Here is a 22,309-nt window from a genome sequence, read left to right on the forward strand (position 1 = left end):
CAGTGGTGTTTGCCTCACCTCACGGCGGGGTGCAGCCCGGCGGGTCCCAGATGATCTTGCCGTTCTTGTCGTAGTGGTAATCCGTGCAGGTCTCGTGTGGTGCCGCGCTCAACGACTCTGCCGTGGCCTTCGGTGTCTGAGGCACCGCCTCGGCGCTCGCCGCGCCCACTGTTCCGGCGAGCAGCGCAGCAGCGAAGGACGCGCCGACGAGGTGTCGGAGGCGCCTCCGGGTGCTTGTTGCCATGATGATCTCCTTTGGGGGTGGATGGGCTGCTTACCCACCAGCGTGGAAGCTCGGCCATGAGGGGGTCAACGGCCATTGGGGACTTGTCGCAGTATCGGGACATTCCATGACATTGGTGACTTTCCGCAGGTCTTCCCTCTTGCCTGCCTCTCAACTGCGGAAGCCGGCTTCCCGCCGTCGGTGACGACGCTCCCGACCTTGGGCTGGCTCACGGCCGTCGTTGCGGCGGTCGCCGGAAGGATGGCGCTCCCGGAGATCAAAGCGGTCGAGGCGAAGACCATGGCGAGGCGGAAGCTCCGTCGCTTGGCCTGTGCGTCGTTGTGTGTGAACGTCGTGGGCCATGGGGTTTTCTCCTCCTGGCACCGAGGGGTTTTCCGACGCGCCCGGGGAATTCGGGGCGATGGCCGGCGGATCGGTTCTGGCCGGGACCGCCTTGCAGGGATGAACCGGCGGTTCGGCGAGCGGCAGAATCCTCGACAACTCGGGACTTGATGGAGCCGGAGGCGTCCGGTAGGAGCCCGCACAACTGCCGCTAGGCAGCACCCGACCTCACTGCGGTGCGGGGCGGCCAGGCGATCCGGCGGCCGGGCGTCATAGCCCGAGGGTGATGGCCAGCCGCATGAGTTCTGCCGTGCTGTTGATGCCGAGCTTGGCCCGGATGCGGCGCAGATAGGCGTCGACCGTGTGCCGGGAAAGCCCCATGCGACGGGCCGTTTGAGCGTAGGTGCGCCCTGCGGCGATGTGCCGCAGGACCTCCTGCTCACGCGGCGCCAGCGGGGCCTGAGCGGCTGTGAGGGCTTCGTTGTACGGCGTGGGTGTGGAGCTCATGGGATTACGGGGACTTTCCTCCGATGGGCCGGCTCGGTCGTCACTGCTCACACTCTGGAAGTGGTTGATATGTACAGAGATGTCGCTATTGCCGTACTTCACGCGGAGAGCTCGGGACGCGGTTCCATGCCGTGCGCACTTTCTGAAGATTTTTCCGGGCCGCCCGGCCGGGGCGGGGGGCGGGGCAGCGCGCCGACCGGCTTCCTGTCGCCTGATTCGCCCGCAGCCGCCTGGCCCCCTCGTGACGGAGTTGGGTTGGTGCTGGGTGCCTCGCAGGATCATGCTTGTCAGTAGGGCCCTGGCCGTGCAGGTTCCCGTGGGGGCTGCGGGGAAAGGATCTAGCGAGGGCGAGATGAGCGGCGATGGAGCGACTTCCCACTCCTCCTGGTGAGCGGCCCGACAGGGCGGACGACTTCGGCGAGTCGGCGTACACGGCCGCGGCCACCGTCAATGCGCAGGGCATCGTGACGGGGTGGAGCGAGGGGGCACGGCGGCTGCTCGGCTACGAGCCCCCGCAGGTCGTGGGGCGCCCCGCCGCCCACCTGCTCGCCGACGCCCCCGGCGGGAGCGCGCGGCGGGCGGCGCCCGGGCGGGACAGGTGGAGCGGCAGCGTGGCGGTGCGGCACCGGGACGGCAGCCGGCTTCGGCTGCGACTGCTCGCCAACCGGCACCCGCCCGGCGGGCAGGCCGACGAGTGGCTCGTGGTGTCCGCCGTGGCGGGCCGGCCCAGCACCCCCGGCGAAAAGGCGCTGGGGGAATGGGTGTTCACCCAGTCCCCCTGCGGCCTGGCGGTCTTCGACACGGATCTGCGACTGGTGCGGGCGAACGCCGCCATGGAGCGCGCGCTCGGCTTCACGGAGACCGAGATGCGCGGGCTGCGTCTGCCGGAGATCGCGCCGCATCCCGCGAGCGAGGAGGCCGACAGAAGGATGCGCCTGGCCTTCGAGACCGGCGAGTCGCAGTACCTGCAGGCCGACATCCGCCCCGCGACGCCGCCGGGCCCGCAGCACGGTCGGCCGACCTCGCTGACCCCGATGAAAGACACGGACGGCCGGGTGCGCGCCGTATGCCTGGCGGCGCACCACAGGGCGCAGGAGCCGCCCGCCCGGCAGCACACGCTCCTGCTGAAGGACGTCGGCGCCCGCATCGGCACCACCTCGGACATCGCACGCACCGCACAGGAACTGGCCGACGCCGCCGTCCCCCGCCTCGCCGACTTCACCGTCGTCGACCTGCTCGAGGTCCCCGGAAGCGGCGAGGAGTTGTCCTCCGCCCTGCTGGCCGGGGCCGTCACCCTGCGCCGCACCGCGGTGCAGTCGGTCCTCGACGAGCACCCCGAGTCCGTGGCCGGGGCGGGCGAGACGACCGCCTACCCGGCACTGTCACCCGTGGCCGAATGCCTGGCCCAGGGCCGTGGCGCCCTGTACGTGATGGCTGACTTCGCCGTCGCCCGGTGGGCGGGCGAGGACCCCCAGGCCGCCCGGATCCGCGAGGTGGGGACACACTCACTGATGGTGGTGCCGATGCGCTCACAGGACACCACGGTCGGCGTGGCCCTCTTCGGCCGTCACCGGAGCCCGGAGCCCTTCACACCGGAGGACCTGTGGCTTGCCGAGCAGCTCACGGCCCGGGCGGCCGTCGGCATCCACAACGCCCGCCGACCCACCCGCGATCGCACCACGACCATGACCCTGCAGCGCAGCCTGCTCCCGCAGACACTGCCCGACCAGGCGGCCCTCGAGATCGCCTCCCGCTACCTGCCTGCCGGCGGCCGAGCCGGTGTGGGCGGCGACTGGTTCGACGTGATCCCGCTGTCCGGCGCGCGGGTGGCCCTCGTGGTGGGCGATGTGGTCGGCCACGGCATGCGCGCCTCGGCCACCATGGGCCGGCTGTGCACCGCGGTGCGCACCCTGGCCGACGTCGACCTGCCGCCCGACGAGCTGCTCACCCACCTGGACGACCTCGTCATCCGCCTGTCCACCGACGAGGCCGTCACGGGCGGCGCCGCCGAGACCGCCGGAGGCATCGGCACCACCTGCCTGTACGCCGTCTACGATCCGGTCTCCCGCCGCTGCACCCTCGCCCGGGCCGGCCACCCCCCGCCAGCCGTGGTCACCCCGGACGGCGCCGTGTACCTCCTCGACGTCCCCGCCGGTCCGCCGCTGGGCCTGGGCGGTCTGCCGTTCGAGACCAGCGAGACCGAACTGCCCGAAGGCAGCCTCCTCGTCCTGTACACCGACGGTCTGCTCGAAATCCGCGACCGCGACATCGACGAGGCCCTGGACAAGATGTTCGCCGCCCTCGCCCGACCCGCCCCGACACCGGAGTCGGTCTGCGACCAGGTACTCACGGCCCTGCTGACCCACCGCCCGGACGACGACATCGCCCTGCTCATCGCCCGCACCCGGGCCCTTCACCCCGACCGGGTCGCCGCCTGGGACCTGGCCTGCGACCCCGCCGACGTCGCCCGGGCCCGCCAGCTGGCCACCGGCAAGCTGGCGGCCTGGGGACTCACCGACGCCGAGTTCGTCACCGAGCTGATGGTCAGCGAACTCGTCACCAATGCCATCCGCTACGGCCGGCCGCCCATCAAGCTCCGGCTGATTCACGAGAAGAACACCCTGATCTGCGAAGTCTCCGACTCGAGCAGCACCACCCCGCACATGCGGCGTGCCCGGATCTTCGACGAAGGCGGGCGCGGCCTGCTGCTGGTCGCCCAGCTCGCCCGCCGCTGGGGCACCCGGCACGCCCCCGCCGGCAAGACCATCTGGGCCGAGCAGTCCCTGACCGGGAGCTGAGAGTGGGGATTCAGGCGACCCGGAAGGGGGTCACCGCAGCTCATCCACGTAGCGGTCCGTCCCCGGGATGGTGGGGATGAAGGGTGCGACGAACGTGACGTCGCCCAGCCCCGAGGCGGTGACTGCCGTGTCCAGGTCCGTGAAGTGGTCCCGCCAGGCGTCGCGTGGGTCGTGCTGGAGGAACCACAGCAGGGTCAGTCGGGTCCCGACCCCCTCGACCTGCTTGACGTAGGTCATCCGGTCCAGGGGCAGCGGCGTCGGCGTGAAGACGGTCACGATGGCCGCGGGGGAGCCCGCCAGCCGTTTCGGGAGGTGGTCGTCGCGCAGCCAGGCGAGCAGTTCCTCGCGTCTGCCGGGGGAGCCGGCGTCGATGACCTGGACGACGAGCCCGGCGTAGGGGTGGTCGAGGGCGTGGATGTCACGCGGGCCGTGGTCGCCGTCGCGGTAGACGGTCGTGGTGTGGTCCTGGAAGGCGGTGAAGATGTGGGTGCGGTCCTGGAAGACGCGGTGGTCGCGGTTGAGGCGCTTGTTGATGCCGACGGTCCACCGCATGTGGTCGGCGTAGCGGCCCGCGGTGATCCAGTAGACGGATATGTAGCATCCCGCCGTGACCGGCTGCGCGACGGCGGACTTCTCGGGGTAGCGCAGGAGCTGCAGTTCGCGGGGGGCCACCCAGCGGCGTCCTGCGTACATCCAGGGCATGGCCATCGCGCCGGCGATGTAGTGGTCGTCCTCGTACCAGCGGTTGTACTCGCGCTCCCGGCCGGGGTGCGGCTCGACCATGGTGATCAGGGCGTGCCCGAGGTCGGCTCCGTAGGGGCCGACGGCGGCCAGTTCCGCGTACATGTCGCTGCGGGTATCGGCTGTGTGTGCCGCGTCGTCTGTCATACGTCCGGTCTAGCTGACGTCACGTCAGATCGGGAGGGCGATTCCGTCCGACTTCGCCCGGAGTTCGTCAAGCAGGTCGGGCTGCGCTGAGCGTCACCGCAGCTCCTGAGGACACGGCGTCCCGCGCGGCAGGTCGTAGGGCGAGGCCAGCCGATACGTCCCGGCCCGCGGAGCGAGCAGCACCGTCCACTTGTCGCCCTCCGCGTCCTCCTCCGTCTCCATCAGACAGCCGTTCACGTTGTGGTACGTCTTCGGGGCGCCGTCGGGGCGGTCCTTGGACGCCTCTGTCTCCTGCGGCGCCTCGACCCCGTTGCCCTCGGCGTCGACGAGCTTGAGCCAGGGGGAGTAGGGGACGCGGATCAGGACCCGGCCCGGCTGTGTCACATGGAGGGTCATCTCACCCTGCTCGGCCCGCTCGACGGTGGCCGGCGGATCGGCCAGCGGTGTCGGGTCGTCGACCGCGAACAGTTGCCAGTTGGCGTCGCCCCAGATCTGCTTGAGATACGGCAGCCCGCGCTGCACCAGCTCGCGCTCCCGCTCACCGCCGTCGCCGTCCGGGTCGTCCTTGGGCAGGACGACGTAGCGCACCGCCCAGCGCTTGAGCCACTCGTGGTAGTTCGCCGAGTTGAGGGTGTCGTCGTAGAAGAGCGGGTTGCGCTTCATGTCGGCCTGGCGGTTCCAGCCGCGGGCCAGGTTGACGTACGGGGCGAGGGCGGAGGCCTCGCGGTGCGAGCGGGCCGGGACCACCTCGACGCGGCCCTTCTCGGCGCCGGCCTCCTGGAGTTGGTTGACCAGCGGCGCCAGCTCGCGTGCCCAGGACGCCGCCGGTGTCGTGTGGACGACGTCGTCGACCGACTTGAAGCCGATCCAGGCGACGAAACCGGCGAACGCCACCACGATCGCGTACCACTTGCGCGACCGCGGCACCGTGAACGGCAGCGCCGCCAGCAGCGCCACCCCGGCGAACAGCATCGCCAGCCGGGTGATGTTCGAGCCGATCTGCGAGCTGATCAGCCACACCAGCAGCACCGCGAGGGCGTACACGGCGGCCGTGATCCGCACGGTCTTCCAGTCGTGCGGGACCAGGAGGACGACGAAGACCGCGTAGAGCAGCGGAAGGGACGCCGACCCGAAGGACATCGGCTGGGTGCCGGAGAACGGGAACGCCCACGCGGACACCGCCACCACGGCGCTCGGCGCCAGCCCCAGCGCCCACGCGCCCGGCCGCCGCTTCTGCAGGAACAGCGCCACCGCCACCAGACCCACGAACAGACCGGCGACCGGTGAGGACATGGTGGCGAGCGCGGCCAGCGGCGCCGCGCACAGCGCCTTCGCCCACCGCTTGTACCGCCAGCGGTACGGCCAGCAGAACACGACGGCCACCGCGCCCAGCGCGAACATCGTGCCCAGCCCGAACGTCACCCGCCCCGACGCCGCGTTGCACAGCAGCGCGTACACCCCCGCCAGCGCCGGCCCGAGCGGCTGCCGGACCGCCCGGCTGCGCACCAGTATCAGCGTCAGCAGCCCCGCGGACAGCGTCCCCGCGATCATCATCGTGGTCCGCACCCCGAGCACCGACATCAGATACGGCGACACCACGCTGTACGACACCGGGTGCATACCGCCGTACCAGGCGAGGTTGTACGCCGAGTCCGGATGCCGGCCGACGAACTCGGCCCAGGCGTCCTGCGCCGCGAGGTCGCCGCCACTGTTCGCGAACGTGAAGAACCAGATGACGTGGAGGATTCCGGAGAGGCCGGTGGCGACGAGGACGGGGTGCCGGGTCAGCCGCTCACGCAGAGCGGCGGCCACCTTTGACCAGCCCGGTCGGCCGGACCCGTCCGGCTGTTCCGCGCGCCCGCGTATTCGCGGGCCTGATCCCCGGCCCGGACCGGTGTCGTCGGTGCGTGTCGGCTCCGCAGTGGCCACCTGTTGGCACTCCCCGTCTCCCGTCTTCTGTTCGCGGCCGTACGTGCCGTTCCCGGCCGGTTCTCGGCGCTGTGGCCGGGGGTTTCCGCGCCCGTTGGGCACGTGGGCACCCTGTCCCGATTCGTGACGCTAGCACGCACCCCGCCGACGAGCCCCCGGAGGAGGGCCTCGCCGACGGGGTGCGCCGGGACTGCGGGAATCAGGCGATGCGGGTCAGCTTGGCCGTGAAGCCCGGCTCGGACAGGTCCGACTGCAGGGCGACCGGCACCTCCACCGCGCCACCACTGCCGTCACCCACGGTGAGCGTGCCCACCTTGGTGCCGGCCTTCGCGGTGTGCGGTACGTCGTCGGAGGCGAAGGACAGCTCCACCTTCAGCCCCGCCCAACCGACCGCGGCGACGTCCTCGGTCACGACGACCGGCGTACGGCCGCCGAGCTGGTCGTCCACATACCCGACGACGTCACCCTTCTTCAGGATCTTCGCCGAGGTCAGGGCGTCCTGCGTGCCGAGCATCGCGGTCTTGCTGACCGCGTTCACGGTGTCGATGATCGGCGCCGTGTGCTGACCGAGGATCGCGCCGACGGCGGTGACCGTCTCGCCGCCGACCTCCTTGGTGGCGGCGAAGAGCAGGTTGCCGCCGGCCGCGGTGGTGGTGCCGGTCTTGATGCCGATGGCGCCGTCGTACGGCACGAGGGTGTTCCAGTTGCGCCACTTCTGGCCGGACGGGTCTGTCCACTCCGGCAATTTGGTGATCTCCACCAGCGCCGGCATCCGCACCAGCTCGTTGCCCAGCTTCACCTGGTCCTCGGCGGTGGAGACCGTGGACTCCTGCAGACCGGAGGGGTCGGTGTACGTCGTGTTCTTCATGCCGAGTTCCTTGGCGGTGTCGTTCATCTTCTTGACGAACGCCTCCTCGGAACCGGCGTCCCAACGCGCCAGCAGGCGGGCGATGTTGTTCGCGGAGGGAATCATGATGGCGGAGATCGCCTGCCGTTCGGTGAGCTGGTCGCCCTTCTTGACGGTGTTCAGCGTGGACTCGCCCTGCTGGTCGTAACCGCCCTCCTTCTCGGCGGTGGCGTCGACCTCGATGTTCGGGCCCTCCTCGCCCGCCTTCAGCGGGTGCTCCTTGAGGATGATGTACGCCGTCATGGCCTTGGCGACCGAGCCGATGGCAACCGGCTTCTGCTCGCCGAAGTTGCCCATCGTGCCGATGCCGGTGACGTCCATCCAGCCCTGGCCCTCGCCGGGCCACGGCAGCTCGGCCTGCTTCCCGTCGAAGGTGTACGACTCCTCGGCGGTGAGCTCGAGCGTGGGCGTCGGCAACGGCCGCACGGCCTGCACGATCGCAAACACGATCGCCAGCAGCAGCGCCAGCGGCGTCCAGATCTTGACTCGCCGTACCAGCGTCCGAAGCGCCGTCTCCGGGGGTGGCGGCGTGTTCGTCAGCTCCGCCAGCAGGTCCAGCGGCGGCTTCGGCGGCAGCGGCTGCTGCGTCGTCCGCTCCGGCCCGACCTGCGGAACAGGAGTGGTCGCGTCCGCGGGAACCCTGGGCAGCGCGGTGGTGGCCTCGGCCGGACGGGGCTTGCGCGTCTCCGGGTCGTCCAGCGGCTTGAGGGCAACGAACTTACTGGTGCGCTCGGATTCGGCCTCGGAGGCGGGGGCGGCCTGCTCAGCGCCCTCCTTCGGCGCCTTCTTGACGTCGCCCAGCTTCAGCATGGTGGTGGGCTGGTCGACGGCGGGCTTGGCGGGTCGTACGGCCCGGAAAACAGCGGTGGGCTGGTCCACGGGCTTGGGGGTGCCACCGGTGCCGTCGCCGTCACGGCCGGACTCGTCGCTGCCGTCGGCCTCTTGGGCGCTGTCGGCGTCTTTGGCGTCCTCGGCGTTGTCGTCGGTCGCCTCGGCGTCGGCAGCCGCTTCTTCGGCCGCCACCTGGGCCGCGTCCGCTGAGGTCTCCTCAGCGGTCTCCGCGGTCGCCTCGTCGGCGTCAGCAGCCGCCTGCTCGGTCGTCTCCTCGGCCGCGTCCGCAGAGGCCTCCTCGGCACCCTCCGTGGATGCCTGCTCGTCGGTCTCCCCTTCGGCGTCCGCAGAAGCCTCCTCGGCGGCCTCCGTAGACGCCTCCCGGTCGGGCTCCGCGCCGGTCACCTCGTCGGCGTCCACAGCCGCCTGCTCGGTCGTCTCCTCGGCCGCGTTCGCAGAGGCCTCCTCGGCCGCGTCGTCCCCGTTCTGCTCGGCGTTCCCGCCGGCGTTCTCCCTGGCGTCCTCGTCCGTCTCCGCGGGAGCGGACCGCTTCTCGTCCGCGGACGTCACCCACGCGGCCACAGCCGTGCGCAACCGCTCGTCACCCTTCGCCTCGGCACGGTTTTGCTCCTCGCGGCCGCCGGTGTCACCGTCCTTCGCCGCATCCTCGGAGAGCTCCCGCACGGAGAGCACCTGCGTGGCCGTATCCACGCGACCGCCCGCGTCGCCCGGCGCGGACTCCCGCGCCACGGCGAGCCGAGGATCGCCCGCCGCGGCCTTCCTGGCCTCGGGAACCGGACCCGCGCTCCCCGACGTCGGTTCTGCCGACGACTCGCGCTGCTTCGACCTGTCGGGGGACTCGCCCGCCACCGATGCCTCCTCCATGCGGCGCACGTACCGTGCGCCTACCCGAAACCGTGGAACAGCCGCCTGGGACACCGTTCCACAGGCCTGTCCGAACCATGTACCAGTGTCCTGTGTGCGGACTTGACCCCTGCGGTAGACGAGAACGACATACCTACTGGTTCCACTACGAACCGGTCACGCACCCTCGACAGACCAATGTGAGAGGGGTCACCCTGTCATTCATCCACGCGGGGAGGCATGGATGGGCAGGAGCCGCAGAACACTTCCGGAAGAGCTTCTGCTGCTGGCACTGGACCCGGCCACGGGTACCACTGCACAGCCGCAGTCGCTCGACCTCGGTCTGGCCGGAGCACAGCTAGTGGAGCTGGCGCTGGCCGGACGGATAGCCCCAGACGGGGATCGTATCGCCGTGGTCGTACCACGGCCGACAGGAGATCCGACGCTGGACTGCGCGTTGGAGTTGCTGCGCAGGCGCGGCGCTCCGGTACGTGCAGTTCACTGGATCGGCGGGCCACGACTGGGGCTCCGCCAGACCTACCTCTCGCATCTGGAGCGGTGCGGCATGGTGCATGCCGTGGCCGGCCAGATGTGCGGGGTGTTGCCGACGACTCGTTACCAGGCGACGGACAACGCCATCAGCCGGGAGATCAGGTCCCGGCTGGATTCAGCGATCCGCACCGGCGTACCGCCGGACCCGCGGACCGCGGCGCTCGCCGCACTGGCCCACGCGGTCGGCCTCGGCAAGCACCTGTATCCGGGCAACGAGGGCCGCTCGTCGCGTTCCCGGCTACGGGATCTGATCCGGCATGACCCGATGGGCGGTCTCGTGGCGCACGCCGTGATGGACGTCCAGAACGGCGTGGCGGCCCAGCCGCGCCGCAGCGCGGCACCGGCCGGTCGAGCGGCCGCCGGAGCCAGGCCCGCGGCGGAGCCCGCCCGCGGGGTCCCGGCGCAGTCACGCCGCGGATCGATGACGCGAGCCGTGGCTCACTGAGCCGCAGTCCCACGGCACCGCACCACAGCAGGGCAGCACGACAGCACGCAGCAAGCAGCACGTCCGCACCACGCACCGCCACGCGCCGCCGAGCCATGGAACAGGGCCCCACAGACGCCCCACAGACTTGGTTCGGGAGCCGCAGCGGTCCGCGCGGGGTGGCTGGAACCCGTCGTTCGGACGACGGACGGGTCCCACCGCCCCGCGCGGTCGCATGTGCGCGGGCGAACTGACGCGTACGCGCCGCATATCCGCTGTTTCCCAGCGGTAAGAAGCACCGTGGTGGCAGTCTGCTCAGCAGCAGATACGCAAAGTGGCAGAGTTCGAGGCATGCAGCCGGAGGTGCACGTCCCGTGGCGTCCAATGTCAATCCCACCGTCAGGCGGCGCCGGCTGGGCCAGGAGCTGCGCAGGCTCCGTGAGCTCAAGGGCATGACGGCCGAGGAAGTGGCGGAGCGGCTGCTGGTGTCGCAGTCGAAGATCAGCCGACTGGAGAACGGTCGGCGCAGCATCAGCCAGCGCGACGTCCGTGACCTGTGCGGGGTCTACGAGGTGGAGGACCACCGGATCGTCGACTCGCTGATGCAGATGGCCAAGGACTCACGTCAGCAGGGCTGGTGGCACGCGTTCGGGGACATCCCGTACAGCGTCTACATCGGTCTGGAGACGGACGCGGCCTCGCTGCGGGTCTACGAACCGCAGGTGATCTCCGGCCTGTTGCAGACGCGGCCGTACGCCGAGGCGCTCATCCAGGGCGCACTGCCCGAGACGTCGGAGGCCGAGGTCGACAAACGCGTCCAGGTGCGCCTGCGGCGGCAGGAACGCATCTGCGCCGAGGAGAACCCGCTGCGCCTGTGGGCGGTGCTCGACGAGGCCGCCCTGCGGCGCGTCGTCGGAAACCGGCAGGTGATGCGTGAACAGCTGGACCACCTGGTCGAGATGTCCCGGCTTCCGCACATCACCGTTCAGGTCATGCCGTACTCGGTGGGGGCGCACCCCGGCCTCAACGGCCAGTACGCGGTCCTGGAGTTCCCCGATGCGGGCGACTCGAGCGTCGTCTACATCGAGGGCGTCACCAGCGATCTCTATCTGGAGAAGCCCGCCGATGTCCAGAAGTACTGCGTCATGTACGAACACCTCAGGGCGCAGGCCCTGAATGTGGACCAATCGCGCCAGTTCATTGCAGATGTCGCGAAAGAGTATGCGGGCTGATGCTCCGCACCCCGTAAGGGCGGCGGAGAGTACAGGTTCGCCCGCCTGAAAGGAAGACTCCTCTGGAATATGCCATCCGGTCGAGTGAATCGCTTCTTCAGGCGGGGAAGTTGGCGAGTAGCGTCGATTACGCCATCGATCAACAACGTTGGCGACTCGTCAACTTGCCAGACCGGAGCAACCATGGCAATTCAGCAGGGCGCCACCCCCGAGTGGACCAAATCCTCATACTCGACCGGAAACGGCGCTTGCGTCGAGATCAAGTCTCCTGTCCCGTCGGCGCTCGCCGTCCGGGACTCCAAGACCCCCGAAGGCCCCGTTCTGGCCTTCCCCGTCGATGCGTGGAACGTCTTCGTGGCGTCGGTCAAGTAACGCCCGTCCAACACCCACGCGCACCACAGAAAGAGCCCTCTCGACTGGCCCGCCGTCCCGGCCGAGGGGGCTCGGCCCTGTCCAGGCCCTGCTCGGCAGGGCCGCCGTCACCTCACCGGAAACGCCACATCGCACACCGGGTCCTCGGCCCCCGCTGTGTCCCAGTCCGCGAAGTACACCTCCCGGCACGGGCCGGCCTGCCACAGCCCCTGCTTCGGGATCCACTCCTCCACCGCCTCGAAGGCGGCCAGGATCTGCGGATGGGCCACCTGCGCCTTGATGACCCGGGTGTACGCCAACCGCTGAGCCGGCTCCACACGGACCTTCGTCTCCCGCGTACGGCCCTGCTTCTCGACCCATGCCCGGGCCGCCGCCTCGTCGGCCACCGGCACGCACGACTCGGCCGGTCCGTCGCTCTCCATCGACACGTCGGAGTGGTACACGACGAACGGCGCCGCCGTGATGCCGCCGCACTCCCGTGCCCCGTCCTCCAGACGTCCCAGCGACGCGCCGATCCACGCCGGCAGCTCGCCCGCCAGCACATGCCGCGTCTCGGTGATCAGCACCTGCTCGGGCACGTCCACCGTCTCGACCACGAACTTTCCGTGCGAGCGGCATGTCCAGCTGGCGCAGGAGCGCCACGAGGCGGGCGCGTTCGATCTGGTCGGCGCGGTAGTAGCGGTAGCCGCTGACCTCGTCGACATGCGCCGGGGCCAGCAGCCCGAGGCGGTCGTACAGCCGCAGCGCCTTGGCCGACAGCCGGGCCCGCGCGGCGAACGCCCCGATGGTGAGCAGCTCTTCGCCGTGAAGGTCCACCACGTCATCCTCCGTCACCGGGCGGCTCTTCCACCCGGTGCGAAGGACGTTCAGCCCTGACCCTGGGGCAAGGTCAACCAGCCAGCTGGCCCTCGACGGCTGCGACGACCTCCGCCGCCTCCGGCTCGGTCTGCGGCGAGAAGCGGGCGACGACCGTGCCGTCCCGGCCGATCAGGAACTTCTCGAAGTTCCAGCGGATGTCGCCGCTGTGTCCCTCGGCGTCGGCGAAGCCGACCAGGCGGTCGTACAGCGGATGCCGTCCGTCCCCGTTGACCTCGACCTTCTCGGTCATCGGGAAGGTCACGCCGTACGTCGCCGAGCAGAACTCGGCGATCTCCTCGGCGGTGCCGGGCTCCTGGCCGAGGAACTGGTTGCAGGGCACTCCGAGCACGGTGAAGCCGCGCTCCGCGTACTGCTCCTGGAGCTTCTCCAGACCCGTGTACTGCGGGGTCAGGCCGCACTTGGAGGCCACGTTCACGACGAGCACGGCCTTGCCGGCGTACTGGGAGAGGTCCGCGGAACCGCCCTGGAGGGAGCCGATCTCGACATCGAGGGGGGATGCGTTGGTGTCAGCAGTCATGAGCGGATGCTAGTGCCGCGGCAGGCAACGTTCGCCCCGTCGCGACGCCCGGCACGCCCTCTCGCCGCACCGGCCGAAAGCCCAAGTACGTCCAGTACGAGGACTTCCGGCCGGCACGCCGAGAGCACGCACCGGACGCCGCTCCTTGACGGGCAAACGTTGCCTGCCGCGGCACTAGCTCCGGTAGGTGTCGGGCCCGTGGCCCGGTCCCGCCGCCTTCACGAGCACCTCCCCGGCCGCCGTGCGCGAGTACAGCACCGACCGTCCCGCCCGCCGCCGCTGCACCAGCCCCGCGTCCAGCAGCACCTTCAGATGCCGCCCGACCGAGCCGAGCCCCTGTCCGGTCACGGCGACCAACTGGCTCGTACTCATGGGTGAGTCGAGGAGGACGAGTACCCCGGCCCGCGCGGTGCCGAGCAGCGCGCCGAGGCTCGCGGGCACGAGCCGGGCGCCGGGGTCGGCGAGGGCGCCCGTGCAGCCGTAGACGATGGCGTACCGTTTCGGGATCTCCCAGTACACCCAGCCGTGCCCCGGCGTGACCGGCACCAGGACGAGTTCGGCGCCGGAGATGTCGCGGGGCGGGTACTCGTGCACGTTCACCTGGAGCCGGTTGTCGCCGAGCCAGCGCGTCTGCCCCGGCTTCAGGGAGTCCAGTACGGCCGCCCAACCGCCCCGGCTCACCTGCGCGGTCCGGGCGACCACGTCCGCCTCCAGAACGCGGCGTCGGCGGTCCCAGTACGGCCGTACGGTCTCCGTCCAGACGTACTCCAGGAGCGCGGCCGCCCGGTCCGGCAGGTCGTCCCGTTCCAGGGCGGCGGGGAGGGGGCCGGGGAGGGAGACGCGGAGGTTGGCGCGGGCCTCGGCGGGGTCGGTCGCACGCACCTGGGCCAGTGTCTCCTCGAGGGGCTCCCCGTCGCAGGGGAGTGGTGCGAGGAAGTCGGCGATCCAGGACTTGCCGAGCCCGGCGCGGACGAGCTGCGCGGTCACCGGGTCGGCCGCGAGGAGCGCGCGGTAGCCGGGCAGGTGGGTGCGCAGCCAGGCCTCCTCGCCGGGATGGGCGCCGGTGCCGGCGTGCAGCAGCTTCAGGCTCGCGAAGGTCTCGGCGAACGGGGAGAGCGTGAACCGGCTGCGGGCGAGGGTGTCGGCGTTCAGCTGCCACCAGCCCATGACCACCCCCGTAGGTTTCGCCGACGAGCGAAACAATAACGATCGCCGCCCGGCCGCTCCGAGACTCCCGTGCATGCGCAGCTACCGCGATCTCTTCCGTACCCCGGAGTTCACCCCCTTCTTCCTTTCCTACGCCGCCTACAACGCGGCCCTGACGATCGGTGGTCTGTCGCTCGCCACGTTGGTCTACCGGGCCACCGACTCGCCGCTGCTGTCGGCGATGAGCATGTTCGGGCCGCAGCTGGCGCAGGTGCTGGGCGCGACCTTCCTGCTCTCGGGTGCCGACCGGCTGCCTCCTCGGTCGACGCTGGCCGGGATGGGTCTCGCCTTCGCGGCCCTCACGGCGGTGTTGGCACTGCCCGGACTGCCGATCTGGGCGGTCTTCGGCGTCGTCCTCGCGCAGGGCCTGATCGCGTCGCTGGGCGGGGGAGTGACCGGGGGCCTGCTCAACGAGATCCTCCCCAAGGACGGCTTTGTGCTGGGGCGTTCGGTGTTCAACATGGCCTCCGGGCTGATGCAGGTCATCGGGTTCGCGACCGGCGGCGCGCTCCTGGCGCTCCTGTCCCCGCGCACCTGCCTGCTCCTCGCGGCGGCGCTGTACCTGATGTCGGCCCTGGGCTACCGCCTGGGCCTGACCGCCCGCCCGCCACGCTCCTCGGGCCGCCTCTCGGTCGCGGCGACCTGGCGTACCAACGCCTTCCTGTGGTCCTCGCGCCCGCGCCGCCTCACCTACCTGGGCCTGTGGATCCCCAACGGCCTGGTCGTCGGCTGCGATTCCCTCTATGTCTCCTACGCCCCGCACGCCGCCGGCGCGCTGTTCGCGTGCGGGGCGCTGGGCATGTTCGTCGGTGACGTGATCATCGGCCGTTTCGTACCGCCCGCCCTGCGCCCCCGGCTGGCCACCCCGCTGCTTCTGCTGCTGGCGACGCCGTATCTGTTCTTCGTGTTGCGGCCGGGGGTGGTCCTGGCCGCCTTGGCCGTGTGCCTCTCCAACGTCGGGTTCGCAGCGAGCCTGGTCCAGCAGGAGCGCCTGATGTCCCTCACCCCCGACGACATGGCGGGTCACGCCCTCGGGTTGCGCTCCGCCGGGATGCTCACCATGCAGGGCGTGGCAGCGGCCATCGCGGGCACGGTGGCCCAACTGACCTCGCCCGCGGTGGGGATGACGGTGATGGCGGCCGCGTCGATCGTGGTGACGGGGTGCCTGGCCCGGAGCTTGCGGAAGGCCGAGGCGAGGCCGGCATCCGTGGAGGCGTGAAGCGGGGCGGCGCCACGCGGCACGGACGGCGGGATCCTCGCCGACGCGAACCACTGACCCGGCCGGCACCTCGGGGTGCCGGCCGGGCCGCGAGAAGGGTTCCGGTGAAGTTACGGCGTCACCTGATTCCCGCCGAACGTCACGACCAGGCGGCCGTCCGCCGCGTAGGACCAGCCCAGGGCACCGGCGTACGAGGAGCACCGGGAGCCGTTCGAACCGGACCAGAACTGGTTCGAGCTGTCGGCGTCACCGACGATCCGGTCGTTCGTCCCACTGCCGCTGCGGCACGAGGTGTTGCTGCGGAACACCGAAGTGCCCGCGTCGAACGAGAAGTTGCGCTCGGTGTTGTCGATGCTGACGTTGTTCGAGACCGTCATCGTGCCGGGGTTCCGGTTGTAGGTGAACCCGTGCTTGCCGTTGTCGTAGGCGATGCTGCGCCGGACGACGTGGTTGACCGGGACGTCCTCGCCGCCGAGCTTGTAGCCGTTGCGGTCGCCGTTCCCGGCCTGGGAGCCGTCGCTGAGGGTGCCGTTCTCGTAGGCGAGGGAGTCCTCGATGGTCACGGCACCGATGGGGCCCTCGTCGGCGTAGGTGTAGAGGTCCCAGCCGTCGTCGATGTTGTTGTGGGCGACGGCGTAGCGGAAGACGTTCCCGGGGCCGGAGGTGAGCTTCGCGGCGAAGCCGTCGGCGTCCTCGCCGTCGGAGTCGGCGTTGTCGTGCGACTCGGCGCTCAGGATGAGGTTGTTGGACGGCCACTGGTCGCGCGGGGTGGTGGAGGCCAGCCGTGAGAGCTGCAGGCCCGTGTCACGGTTGAAGCGGGTCACGGTGCGCTCGAAGACGTTGTTGCTGCCGCCGACGAAGATCCCGTTGTCGCCGGCCCGCTCGACGACGATGCCGGAGACATGCCAGTACGACCCGTTCACGGCGAGCCCGCGGTTGGACGAGGACTCGCTCTGGGCGGAGAAGTTCAGGACCGGGGTCTCACCGGGGTGGGCGGACAGCTTCGTACGGGCGCCGGCGGTGCCGTTGTTGCCGGCCGGGATGGTGATCGTCTGCGAGTGGTTGTACGTCCCGCCGCGCAGGTAGATCGTGCCGCCGGGGGTGATGCGGCTGATCGCCGAGGTGAGCGTGGTGGGGGACGTCTGGGTTCCGGCCGCGCTGTCGGTGCCGTTCGGCGCCACGTACAGCGCGTCGGCGGTCGGCGGCGGGGTGGTGTCGCCGCCCGTCTCGACCTCGAGGTAGTCGATGTTCGGCAGACCGGCGGCGGTGGTCGGATTGAGCCGGACGGTGTTGCTGCCCGCGTTCAGCGACACGGTCAGGGTCTTGGTGACCCAGGTCGACCAGGCGCCCGTGCCTTCGAACGACGGGGTCTGCACCGTGGACCCGTTGACGACCAGGCCGGCCGGGCGCGCGGTGGTGGTTCCGTTGGCGAAGCGGACCCTCAGCGTCGCGGTGCCCGCGGCGGGCGTGTTCACGGTGAACTGTGCGTGTGCGCCGGCCGCGTTGGTGCCGTTGCAGAACCCGCTGCCCGAGTAACCGGCCCAGTCGGAGTCGATGGTGCCGGTGCAGACGGACGGTGAGCTCTCGGCCTCGTACCGGGCGGTCGCGGCCTGCGCCATGGTGCCGGAGAGCGCGACGAGCGTGCCGGTCAGCAGGCTGACGCACATGAGGGCGGCTCTTCGTTGCATCGTTGTCTCCTGGTTGGTCAGCGGGTGCCGTCAGGTTCATGAACGTGAAACGATCGTGAATGAGCTGGGCGGCCGGATCCCGGATCCGGACGAGGAGAATGCACCTGGGGAAAGCGCTTTCTCGGGACGGTAAGGCGGCTGCCGTGAACCCGTCAATAGACGCGTACTTGATCTTTATTCAGGAACATGAACAGTCGCCGCTACCGGGCGTCGTGAGCCCGCACGTCGAGCACGGCCTGGAACTGCTCGCCCGCCTCGCGGAGGCGGCCGGTCGCCAGGTAGGCGCGGCCCAGGCGGGAACGGATGTCCATCTCCAGCCAGGCGATGGCCGCGTGCGGGTTTCCCTCGCCCTGCTCCGCCGTGCCCAGCCGGGTCAGACTGCGGGCGCAGAGGAAGGTGTCGCCGACCTGCTCGACCAGGTCGACTGCCTCACGGAGCAGGCTCTTGGCCGCCACGGTACTGGCCGAGGCGGAGGTGGGCGTCGGCGGCGCAGCTCAGGGCCCTGCCGAGCATGCGCGGTCTGCCGTCCGTCCCGGCGTGGGTGTGGGCGTCGGCGAAGCAGGCCAGCGCCTCCTCGTTGCGCCTGCCGAAGTAGTGGGAGAGACCGAGAACGACGAGCCCCATCGAGGCGACCCAGTCGTTGCGCTGTCGCTTGGCCAGGTCCACCCCCGGGATGAGATGCGTGATGGCCCGGTCCCCTTCGCCCACGCTCAGGTCGAGAGCCCCCAGCCCGACCAGAGTCCGGGCCTCTTCCCAGGGTTCGGGGCGGCGTCGGCTGAGCTGTAGTGCCTCGGTGATACGGGCCGTTGTGGACCATGCCCGGTTCGGGGACGTTCTGCTCGAGCTGGAACAGGGAGCGGGGGCCGTCCCGGGGCCGTCCCGGGGGTGTGCCGGGGCGAGGGGCGGAGGTGAGCCGGGCCGTCCACCAGGCCACTCACCGGTCAACCCGGCGAAAGCTCTCCGCCCTGGCTCAGGACTGGTACGGCTGCTGCTGCGACTGCCCGTACGCCTGGCCGTGTGGGCCGCCGGCTGCCTGCGCCTGAAGCTGCTCCGCCTGCGCCTGGGACACCTTCTGCTCTGCGCCGCAGAAGGTGCACTGAGTCAGGTACTTCGTCGAGACCGGGAACAGCGGCACGAAGAACAGCGTGAACTTGGTGACGCGCTTCCGGAGCGTGTGCGCGGCGGGATTACCGCACTGCCCGCACACGAGCGTCAGTATCGCGAGTTGGTACAGATATCCCTTGGTACCAAAGATGATCACGATCTCGGTCCTTCCCGGGTCGGCGCCTACCGACACAGTGCCACCGAGCGGGTGGCTCACGCGAACCCTGGCCCGACGACGTACCGCTCGCCGGCGCACCCCGAGATGCGCTACGCCGATCTCTGCCACAGGATGGGAGGGATTGACCTGGTCAGGACAGCGATCAGAAGAGGACGACGAGTGGCCGCTGAACGACCTCCGCCGTCGTGGGTCCTTCCCCTGAGCCAGGGCCGTCCACGACAGACGCCGAGGTCGATGGACGCCCTGATGGACGCGGAGTGCGAGTGCGGGCTGCTGCGCCGGATCATCGAAGAGACCCTGGCTCCCGTGGTGATGCTCGACGAGCGGCTTCGCTATCTCTACGTCAATCCTGCGTGGGTCCGGGTCAGTGGCGTCCCCGCCGCCGCGTATCTGGGCCGGCCCCTGGGTGAGGTGCTGCCCGACGTCTCCTGGCCCGACGACGTCCTGCTCAAGGTGCTGGAGGACGGGCAGCCCCGGGAGGCAACCTTCACGGGCACCACACGCGTCCCCTCCCACCTCGGTCGCAGGCTGTGGCGTGGGGTCTTCCACCGGCTGAAGACGCGGGACCGAGGCCTTGCCGTATGCGGGATCGGCGTCGAGGTCAGCAACCTGGGCCGATACCTGGACGACCTCGAGAACGCACATCAGCGGCTTGCCCTGCTGGACCTTGCGGCCACCCGGATCGGCACCACACTCGACATCGAGACCACGTGCACCGAGCTGGCCGACTTCCTTGCGCCCTCCATGGCCGATGTCGCCGCGGTCGGGATCGTCGAGGACGAGTTCTGCGGTACGCCTGCTCCCGGCATGCTCCGACTGCGCAAGACGGCACTCTCCGCCCCGCAGGAACTGAGATGGCACTTACGTCACCTGGGCGGACCCGATGAGTACCTGGACCTGCCGCGGACTTCGGTCACCCGGCGGTGCATGGACACCGGGCGGCCATGGCTGGGCAATCGGGCCACGGACGAACTGATCGAGAAGGTGACGGTCGACCCCGAGAGGGTGAGGATCTTCCGCGCGGCCGGGGTCCACTCGGTTCTCGTCGTCCCGCTGCCCACAGCAGGACGCTGTGTCGGTGTCGTGATCCTGGGGCGGGCCGGTGCGTCAGCGCCCTTCAGCGAGGACGACGTCGCGCTGCTCGCTGCCCGCCAACGGCCGAACTGATGGCCAACTCGGCCCCAGCGCACCGCGCTGGGCGGGGGCGTCGCTGACGCCCCCGCTCACATCTGCGGGCCCGTATCGCGGCCGTTCGCGCCGCGGGCCCGCCTCCGCGGACCCGGGTACACGCCGCCCGCAGCGGAATCTGAACCATCGTCACTTCCGGTAGCCGAGGATGGTCATCATGCCGGACTCGGAGTGGTACTGGTTGTGGCAGTGCAGCATCCACAGGCCCGGGTTGTCGGCGTAGAAGTCGATGACGAGTTTGCGGTGGGGCAGTACGTGGGCGGTGTCCTTGCGGGCTCCGGCCGCGTCGATGCCGGTGAGGGCGAACGTGTGGCCGTGCAGGTGCAGGGGGTGCCACATGTCGGTGGCGTTGATGAGGCTCAGGCGGACTCGTTCACCTTCCCGGACCGGGACGCGTTGCTCGATGGAGTAGGGCTTGTGGTCGAAGCCCCAGTCGAAGTTCTCCATGCCGCCGGTCAGTTTGATGCGCATCTCGCGGTCCGGTTCGTCGTCGCTGAGGGCCACGGATTCGTCCGGCACGAGCCGTCTGGCGGGCACGACCCGGCCCTCGAGCTCGTCCGGATGCACGGAGGGCCGGGGGAGCTTCCCGCTGCCGGTGCGCAGGACTGCCAGGGCGCGCGCGTTCTTGCCCTCGGCGAGCGCGACCAGCGGGAACACTCCGTCCTTGGCGGTGATCAGCACGTCGTAGCGTTCGGCCATACCGAGCAGCAGCGCGTCCGTCTTCGTGTGCTCGACCGGGTAGCCGTCCGTGTGCGTCACCGTCATCTCGTGATCGCCCAGTGCCACCCGGAAGGCGGTGTCGCCCCCGGCGTTGATGATCCGCAGCCGGATGCGGTCCCCGGGGCGGGCCCGGAAAACCGAGGGAGCCTGCGGAAGGCGGCCGTTGACCAGGTAGTACGGGTAGTCGACGTTGCCTCCCTCGCTGTGCAGGATGCGGCTGCGGGAGCCCCGCAGGATGCGGGAGGGGCCGGCGGATCTGTCATGGTCCGAACCGTTGTGTACGTCTCCCTCACCCATGTCCATCGGCTCGCCCTTGCCGTTCCGCAACTGCGCGAGCACGCCGTCCGGGGTGGATCCGGCCACGCCGTCCAGCCAGTCGTCCAGGACGACGACCCACTCCTTGTCGTAGGACAACGGCTCCTTGGGGTCCTCGACGATCAGCGGGGCGTACAGGCCGCGGTCGAGCTGCATGCCCGAGTGCGAGTGCAGCCAGTACGTGCCCGGGTGCGCCACGGCGAAGCGGTAGGTGAAGTCCGCGCCGGGCTTGATGGAGTACTGGGTCAGGCCCGGCACGCCGTCCATGTCGCAGCGCATCCGGATACCGTGCGAGTGCAGCGTCGTCGCCTCGGGCAGATGGTTGGCGAGCGTGAGATCGAGTACGTCGCCCGCGGTGATCCGGACCTCCTTGCCGGGCAGCGTGTCGCCGTACGCCCATGACCTGACGGTTCGTCCGCCCAGGTCGAGGGACGTCTCGGTGGCGGTGAGCGTGAACCTGCGGACGGGGCCGGACCCGCGCTTCTTCTCGGCGGCGACGACCTCGGGGTCGGACGGGTTGACGTATCCCTTGGGCCCCTTGGGGACGAAGCCGCCGCCGCTGTACCCGCCGCCCGTCCGGTCGGTGACCCCGGGGTGCGCGCCGGACCCGGAACAGGCGGTCAGGACTCCCGAGCCGGCCGCCACGATCGAGGCACCGAGCAAGGTGCGCCGCGTATATGTGTGCATGGGTAAATAAGACCTGTCTTGTGGTCTTATATGTGAGAACTGATGCGGCGCGTCTCACGAATCGGGGGCGCGGCCCTTGGGGACGCAGGTGCCGCCCGACAAGGCTCCTCGCTCAAACCTGGTGGGACGAAGCCGACTGGAGGACGGGCGGCGTGTCCCGCGGTCACGGTTCGCCGAGCAGCTTGAGCCCGTACCTGGCGGTGAGTTCGGCGACCCACTCGTCCGAGAACCCCAGACCGTGCTGCTCGCCCAGCTCGGCGCGTCGCTGGAGGAACTCGGCAGGATCGGCCGCCGTCTCGGCGGCCCTCCCCAACTCTTCGAAGAACCCCTCGAAGCCGGCGGGGGAGATGATCTCCAGGATCCTCGCCGGTTCCGGTCCGGCGTTCCAGAAGGTATGCAGGATCCCTCGCGGCTTGATGATGTACGAGCCCGGCCCTGCCGTTGCCTCGTGGTCACCCACCCGGGCGCCGACCCGGCCCTGCAGGACGTATGTGAACTCGTCCTCGCGGCTGTGCACGTGCGGCGGTATGAGACGGCCCGGCTCGATCGGGTGCTCGACGATCGAGAACTGGTTGCCGGTGTCCTCACCCCCGATCTTGAAATCGACCCCCAGGCCCGCGAGCCAGATCGAATTTCCCTCGTCCGGTTCGACTACGAAGCGGAGAGCCGCCATCACGGCCTCCCAGGTGTCGCTTTCGCTACCTTCCGTCATCCTATGCTCGATTCCCGGAAGGTGCCC

Annotated in this window: 19 protein-coding genes and 1 pseudogene; 6 read left to right on the forward strand and 14 right to left on the reverse strand. The window is 70.2% G+C overall.

What is annotated here, in order from left to right; all coding sequences use genetic code 11:
* Window positions 1–19 precede the first annotated feature (19 nt).
* Window positions 20–244: a hypothetical protein gene (locus tag ACKTSN_RS26615; RefSeq protein WP_409471417.1), complete on the reverse strand. Its 225-nt coding sequence runs from the start codon at window positions 242–244 to the stop codon at window positions 20–22.
* 591 nt (window positions 245–835) lie between these two features.
* Window positions 836–1,072, reverse strand: coding sequence for a response regulator transcription factor (locus ACKTSN_RS26620; RefSeq protein ID WP_409471418.1), 237 nt, complete (start codon window positions 1,070–1,072; stop codon window positions 836–838).
* A gap of 362 nt (window positions 1,073–1,434) precedes the next feature.
* Between ACKTSN_RS26620 and ACKTSN_RS26625 the strand changes: the two genes are divergently transcribed.
* A complete protein-coding gene (locus ACKTSN_RS26625) occupies window positions 1,435–3,870 on the forward strand; it encodes a SpoIIE family protein phosphatase (RefSeq protein ID WP_409471419.1) in 2,436 nt (811 codons plus the stop codon).
* Window positions 3,871–3,900: 30 nt separating this feature from the next.
* Here ACKTSN_RS26625 and ACKTSN_RS26630 read toward each other — a convergent pair whose 3' ends face one another.
* From ACKTSN_RS26630 to ACKTSN_RS26640, 3 genes are all read right to left on the reverse strand, one after another.
* Window positions 3,901–4,758, reverse strand: a complete 858-nt coding sequence (locus ACKTSN_RS26630) for a hypothetical protein (protein WP_409471420.1) — start codon at window positions 4,756–4,758, stop codon at window positions 3,901–3,903.
* A gap of 93 nt (window positions 4,759–4,851) precedes the next feature.
* Window positions 4,852–6,687 (reverse strand): MFS transporter, encoded by a 1,836-nt coding sequence (locus ACKTSN_RS26635; protein WP_409471421.1) that lies wholly within the window; start codon window positions 6,685–6,687, stop codon window positions 4,852–4,854.
* Window positions 6,688–6,886: 199 nt separating this feature from the next.
* The gene (locus ACKTSN_RS26640) at window positions 6,887–9,310 is read right to left on the reverse strand and encodes a D-alanyl-D-alanine carboxypeptidase (protein ID WP_409471422.1); all 2,424 of its coding nucleotides are present in this window, start codon (window positions 9,308–9,310) and stop codon (window positions 6,887–6,889) included.
* Between the two features lie 223 nt (window positions 9,311–9,533).
* Between ACKTSN_RS26640 and ACKTSN_RS26645 the strand changes: the two genes are divergently transcribed.
* From ACKTSN_RS26645 to ACKTSN_RS26655, 3 genes are all read left to right on the forward strand, one after another.
* Entirely contained in the window at window positions 9,534–10,286 is a 753-nt protein-coding gene (locus ACKTSN_RS26645; RefSeq protein ID WP_409471423.1) for a GOLPH3/VPS74 family protein, read from the forward strand.
* A gap of 353 nt (window positions 10,287–10,639) precedes the next feature.
* The gene (locus ACKTSN_RS26650) at window positions 10,640–11,497 is read left to right on the forward strand and encodes a helix-turn-helix domain-containing protein (RefSeq protein ID WP_129800053.1); all 858 of its coding nucleotides are present in this window, start codon (window positions 10,640–10,642) and stop codon (window positions 11,495–11,497) included.
* Window positions 11,498–11,680: 183 nt separating this feature from the next.
* A complete protein-coding gene (locus tag ACKTSN_RS26655; RefSeq protein ID WP_409471424.1) occupies window positions 11,681–11,869 on the forward strand; it encodes a DUF397 domain-containing protein in 189 nt (62 codons plus the stop codon).
* Between the two features lie 107 nt (window positions 11,870–11,976).
* Here the strand turns inward: ACKTSN_RS26655 and ACKTSN_RS26660 are convergent.
* The 3 genes and pseudogenes from ACKTSN_RS26660 to ACKTSN_RS26670 all read right to left on the reverse strand — a co-directional run bounded on the left by ACKTSN_RS26660 (window position 11,977) and on the right by ACKTSN_RS26670 (window position 14,432).
* A pseudogene (locus ACKTSN_RS26660) lies at window positions 11,977–12,703 on the reverse strand (MerR family transcriptional regulator).
* A 55-nt stretch (window positions 12,704–12,758) separates the two neighbouring features.
* Window positions 12,759–13,265 carry a glutathione peroxidase gene (locus ACKTSN_RS26665; RefSeq protein WP_409471425.1) on the reverse strand — a complete coding sequence of 169 codons (507 nt, stop codon included), beginning with the start codon at window positions 13,263–13,265 and terminating at the stop codon, window positions 12,759–12,761.
* A gap of 174 nt (window positions 13,266–13,439) precedes the next feature.
* Entirely contained in the window at window positions 13,440–14,432 is a 993-nt protein-coding gene (locus tag ACKTSN_RS26670; RefSeq protein ID WP_409471426.1) for an ArsR/SmtB family transcription factor, read from the reverse strand.
* A gap of 73 nt (window positions 14,433–14,505) precedes the next feature.
* Here ACKTSN_RS26670 and ACKTSN_RS26675 point away from each other — a divergent pair, with 73 nt between their 5' ends.
* Window positions 14,506–15,690: an MFS transporter gene (locus tag ACKTSN_RS26675; RefSeq protein ID WP_409471427.1), complete on the forward strand. Its 1,185-nt coding sequence runs from the start codon at window positions 14,506–14,508 to the stop codon at window positions 15,688–15,690.
* Window positions 15,691–15,800: 110 nt separating this feature from the next.
* Here ACKTSN_RS26675 and ACKTSN_RS26680 read toward each other — a convergent pair whose 3' ends face one another.
* From ACKTSN_RS26680 to ACKTSN_RS26695, 4 genes are all read right to left on the reverse strand, one after another.
* Window positions 15,801–17,378: a carbohydrate-binding protein gene (locus ACKTSN_RS26680; protein WP_409471428.1), complete on the reverse strand. Its 1,578-nt coding sequence runs from the start codon at window positions 17,376–17,378 to the stop codon at window positions 15,801–15,803.
* 200 nt (window positions 17,379–17,578) lie between these two features.
* The gene (locus ACKTSN_RS26685) at window positions 17,579–17,833 is read right to left on the reverse strand and encodes a hypothetical protein (RefSeq protein ID WP_409471429.1); all 255 of its coding nucleotides are present in this window, start codon (window positions 17,831–17,833) and stop codon (window positions 17,579–17,581) included.
* Window positions 17,808–18,086 carry a hypothetical protein gene (locus tag ACKTSN_RS26690; RefSeq protein ID WP_409471430.1) on the reverse strand — a complete coding sequence of 93 codons (279 nt, stop codon included), beginning with the start codon at window positions 18,084–18,086 and terminating at the stop codon, window positions 17,808–17,810. The genes ACKTSN_RS26685 and ACKTSN_RS26690 overlap by 26 nt, the downstream gene beginning before the upstream one ends.
* 262 nt (window positions 18,087–18,348) lie before the next feature.
* Window positions 18,349–18,639, reverse strand: a complete 291-nt coding sequence (locus ACKTSN_RS26695; RefSeq protein WP_224734699.1) for a zinc-ribbon domain-containing protein — start codon at window positions 18,637–18,639, stop codon at window positions 18,349–18,351.
* Window positions 18,640–18,894: 255 nt separating this feature from the next.
* Between ACKTSN_RS26695 and ACKTSN_RS26700 the strand changes: the two genes are divergently transcribed.
* The gene (locus tag ACKTSN_RS26700; RefSeq protein ID WP_409471431.1) at window positions 18,895–19,827 is read left to right on the forward strand and encodes a PAS domain-containing protein; all 933 of its coding nucleotides are present in this window, start codon (window positions 18,895–18,897) and stop codon (window positions 19,825–19,827) included.
* A gap of 150 nt (window positions 19,828–19,977) precedes the next feature.
* Here ACKTSN_RS26700 and ACKTSN_RS26705 read toward each other — a convergent pair whose 3' ends face one another.
* Window positions 19,978–21,570 (reverse strand): multicopper oxidase family protein, encoded by a 1,593-nt coding sequence (locus tag ACKTSN_RS26705; RefSeq protein ID WP_409471432.1) that lies wholly within the window; start codon window positions 21,568–21,570, stop codon window positions 19,978–19,980.
* A gap of 163 nt (window positions 21,571–21,733) precedes the next feature.
* The gene (locus ACKTSN_RS26710; RefSeq protein ID WP_409471433.1) at window positions 21,734–22,282 is read right to left on the reverse strand and encodes a cupin domain-containing protein; all 549 of its coding nucleotides are present in this window, start codon (window positions 22,280–22,282) and stop codon (window positions 21,734–21,736) included.
* Between the last annotated feature and the right edge of the window lie 27 nt (window positions 22,283–22,309).

It is taken from the genome of Streptomyces flavusporus (genome assembly GCF_046267975.1).
GTDB classification, from domain to species: domain Bacteria; phylum Actinomycetota; class Actinomycetes; order Streptomycetales; family Streptomycetaceae; genus Streptomyces; species Streptomyces flavusporus.

What these genes read in the sequence shown, in the direction of transcription:
- ACKTSN_RS26615 (WP_409471417.1), bottom strand. Translation starts at nt 244, where the DNA reads ATGGCAACAAGCACCCGGAGGCGCCTCCGACACCTCGTCGGCGCGTCC.
- ACKTSN_RS26620 (WP_409471418.1), bottom strand. Translation starts at nt 1,072, where the DNA reads ATGAGCTCCACACCCACGCCGTACAACGAAGCCCTCACAGCCGCTCAG.
- ACKTSN_RS26625 (WP_409471419.1), top strand. Translation starts at nt 1,435, where the DNA reads ATGGAGCGACTTCCCACTCCTCCTGGTGAGCGGCCCGACAGGGCGGAC.
- ACKTSN_RS26630 (WP_409471420.1), bottom strand. Translation starts at nt 4,758, where the DNA reads ATGACAGACGACGCGGCACACACAGCCGATACCCGCAGCGACATGTAC.
- ACKTSN_RS26640 (WP_409471422.1), bottom strand. Translation starts at nt 9,310, where the DNA reads ATGGAGGAGGCATCGGTGGCGGGCGAGTCCCCCGACAGGTCGAAGCAG.
- ACKTSN_RS26645 (WP_409471423.1), top strand. Translation starts at nt 9,534, where the DNA reads ATGGGCAGGAGCCGCAGAACACTTCCGGAAGAGCTTCTGCTGCTGGCA.
- ACKTSN_RS26655 (WP_409471424.1), top strand. Translation starts at nt 11,681, where the DNA reads ATGGCAATTCAGCAGGGCGCCACCCCCGAGTGGACCAAATCCTCATAC.
- ACKTSN_RS26665 (WP_409471425.1), bottom strand. Translation starts at nt 13,265, where the DNA reads ATGACTGCTGACACCAACGCATCCCCCCTCGATGTCGAGATCGGCTCC.
- ACKTSN_RS26670 (WP_409471426.1), bottom strand. Translation starts at nt 14,432, where the DNA reads ATGGGCTGGTGGCAGCTGAACGCCGACACCCTCGCCCGCAGCCGGTTC.
- ACKTSN_RS26675 (WP_409471427.1), top strand. Translation starts at nt 14,506, where the DNA reads ATGCGCAGCTACCGCGATCTCTTCCGTACCCCGGAGTTCACCCCCTTC.
- ACKTSN_RS26680 (WP_409471428.1), bottom strand. Translation starts at nt 17,378, where the DNA reads ATGCAACGAAGAGCCGCCCTCATGTGCGTCAGCCTGCTGACCGGCACG.
- ACKTSN_RS26700 (WP_409471431.1), top strand. Translation starts at nt 18,895, where the DNA reads ATGGACGCCCTGATGGACGCGGAGTGCGAGTGCGGGCTGCTGCGCCGG.
- ACKTSN_RS26705 (WP_409471432.1), bottom strand. Translation starts at nt 21,570, where the DNA reads ATGCACACATATACGCGGCGCACCTTGCTCGGTGCCTCGATCGTGGCG.
- ACKTSN_RS26710 (WP_409471433.1), bottom strand. Translation starts at nt 22,282, where the DNA reads ATGACGGAAGGTAGCGAAAGCGACACCTGGGAGGCCGTGATGGCGGCT.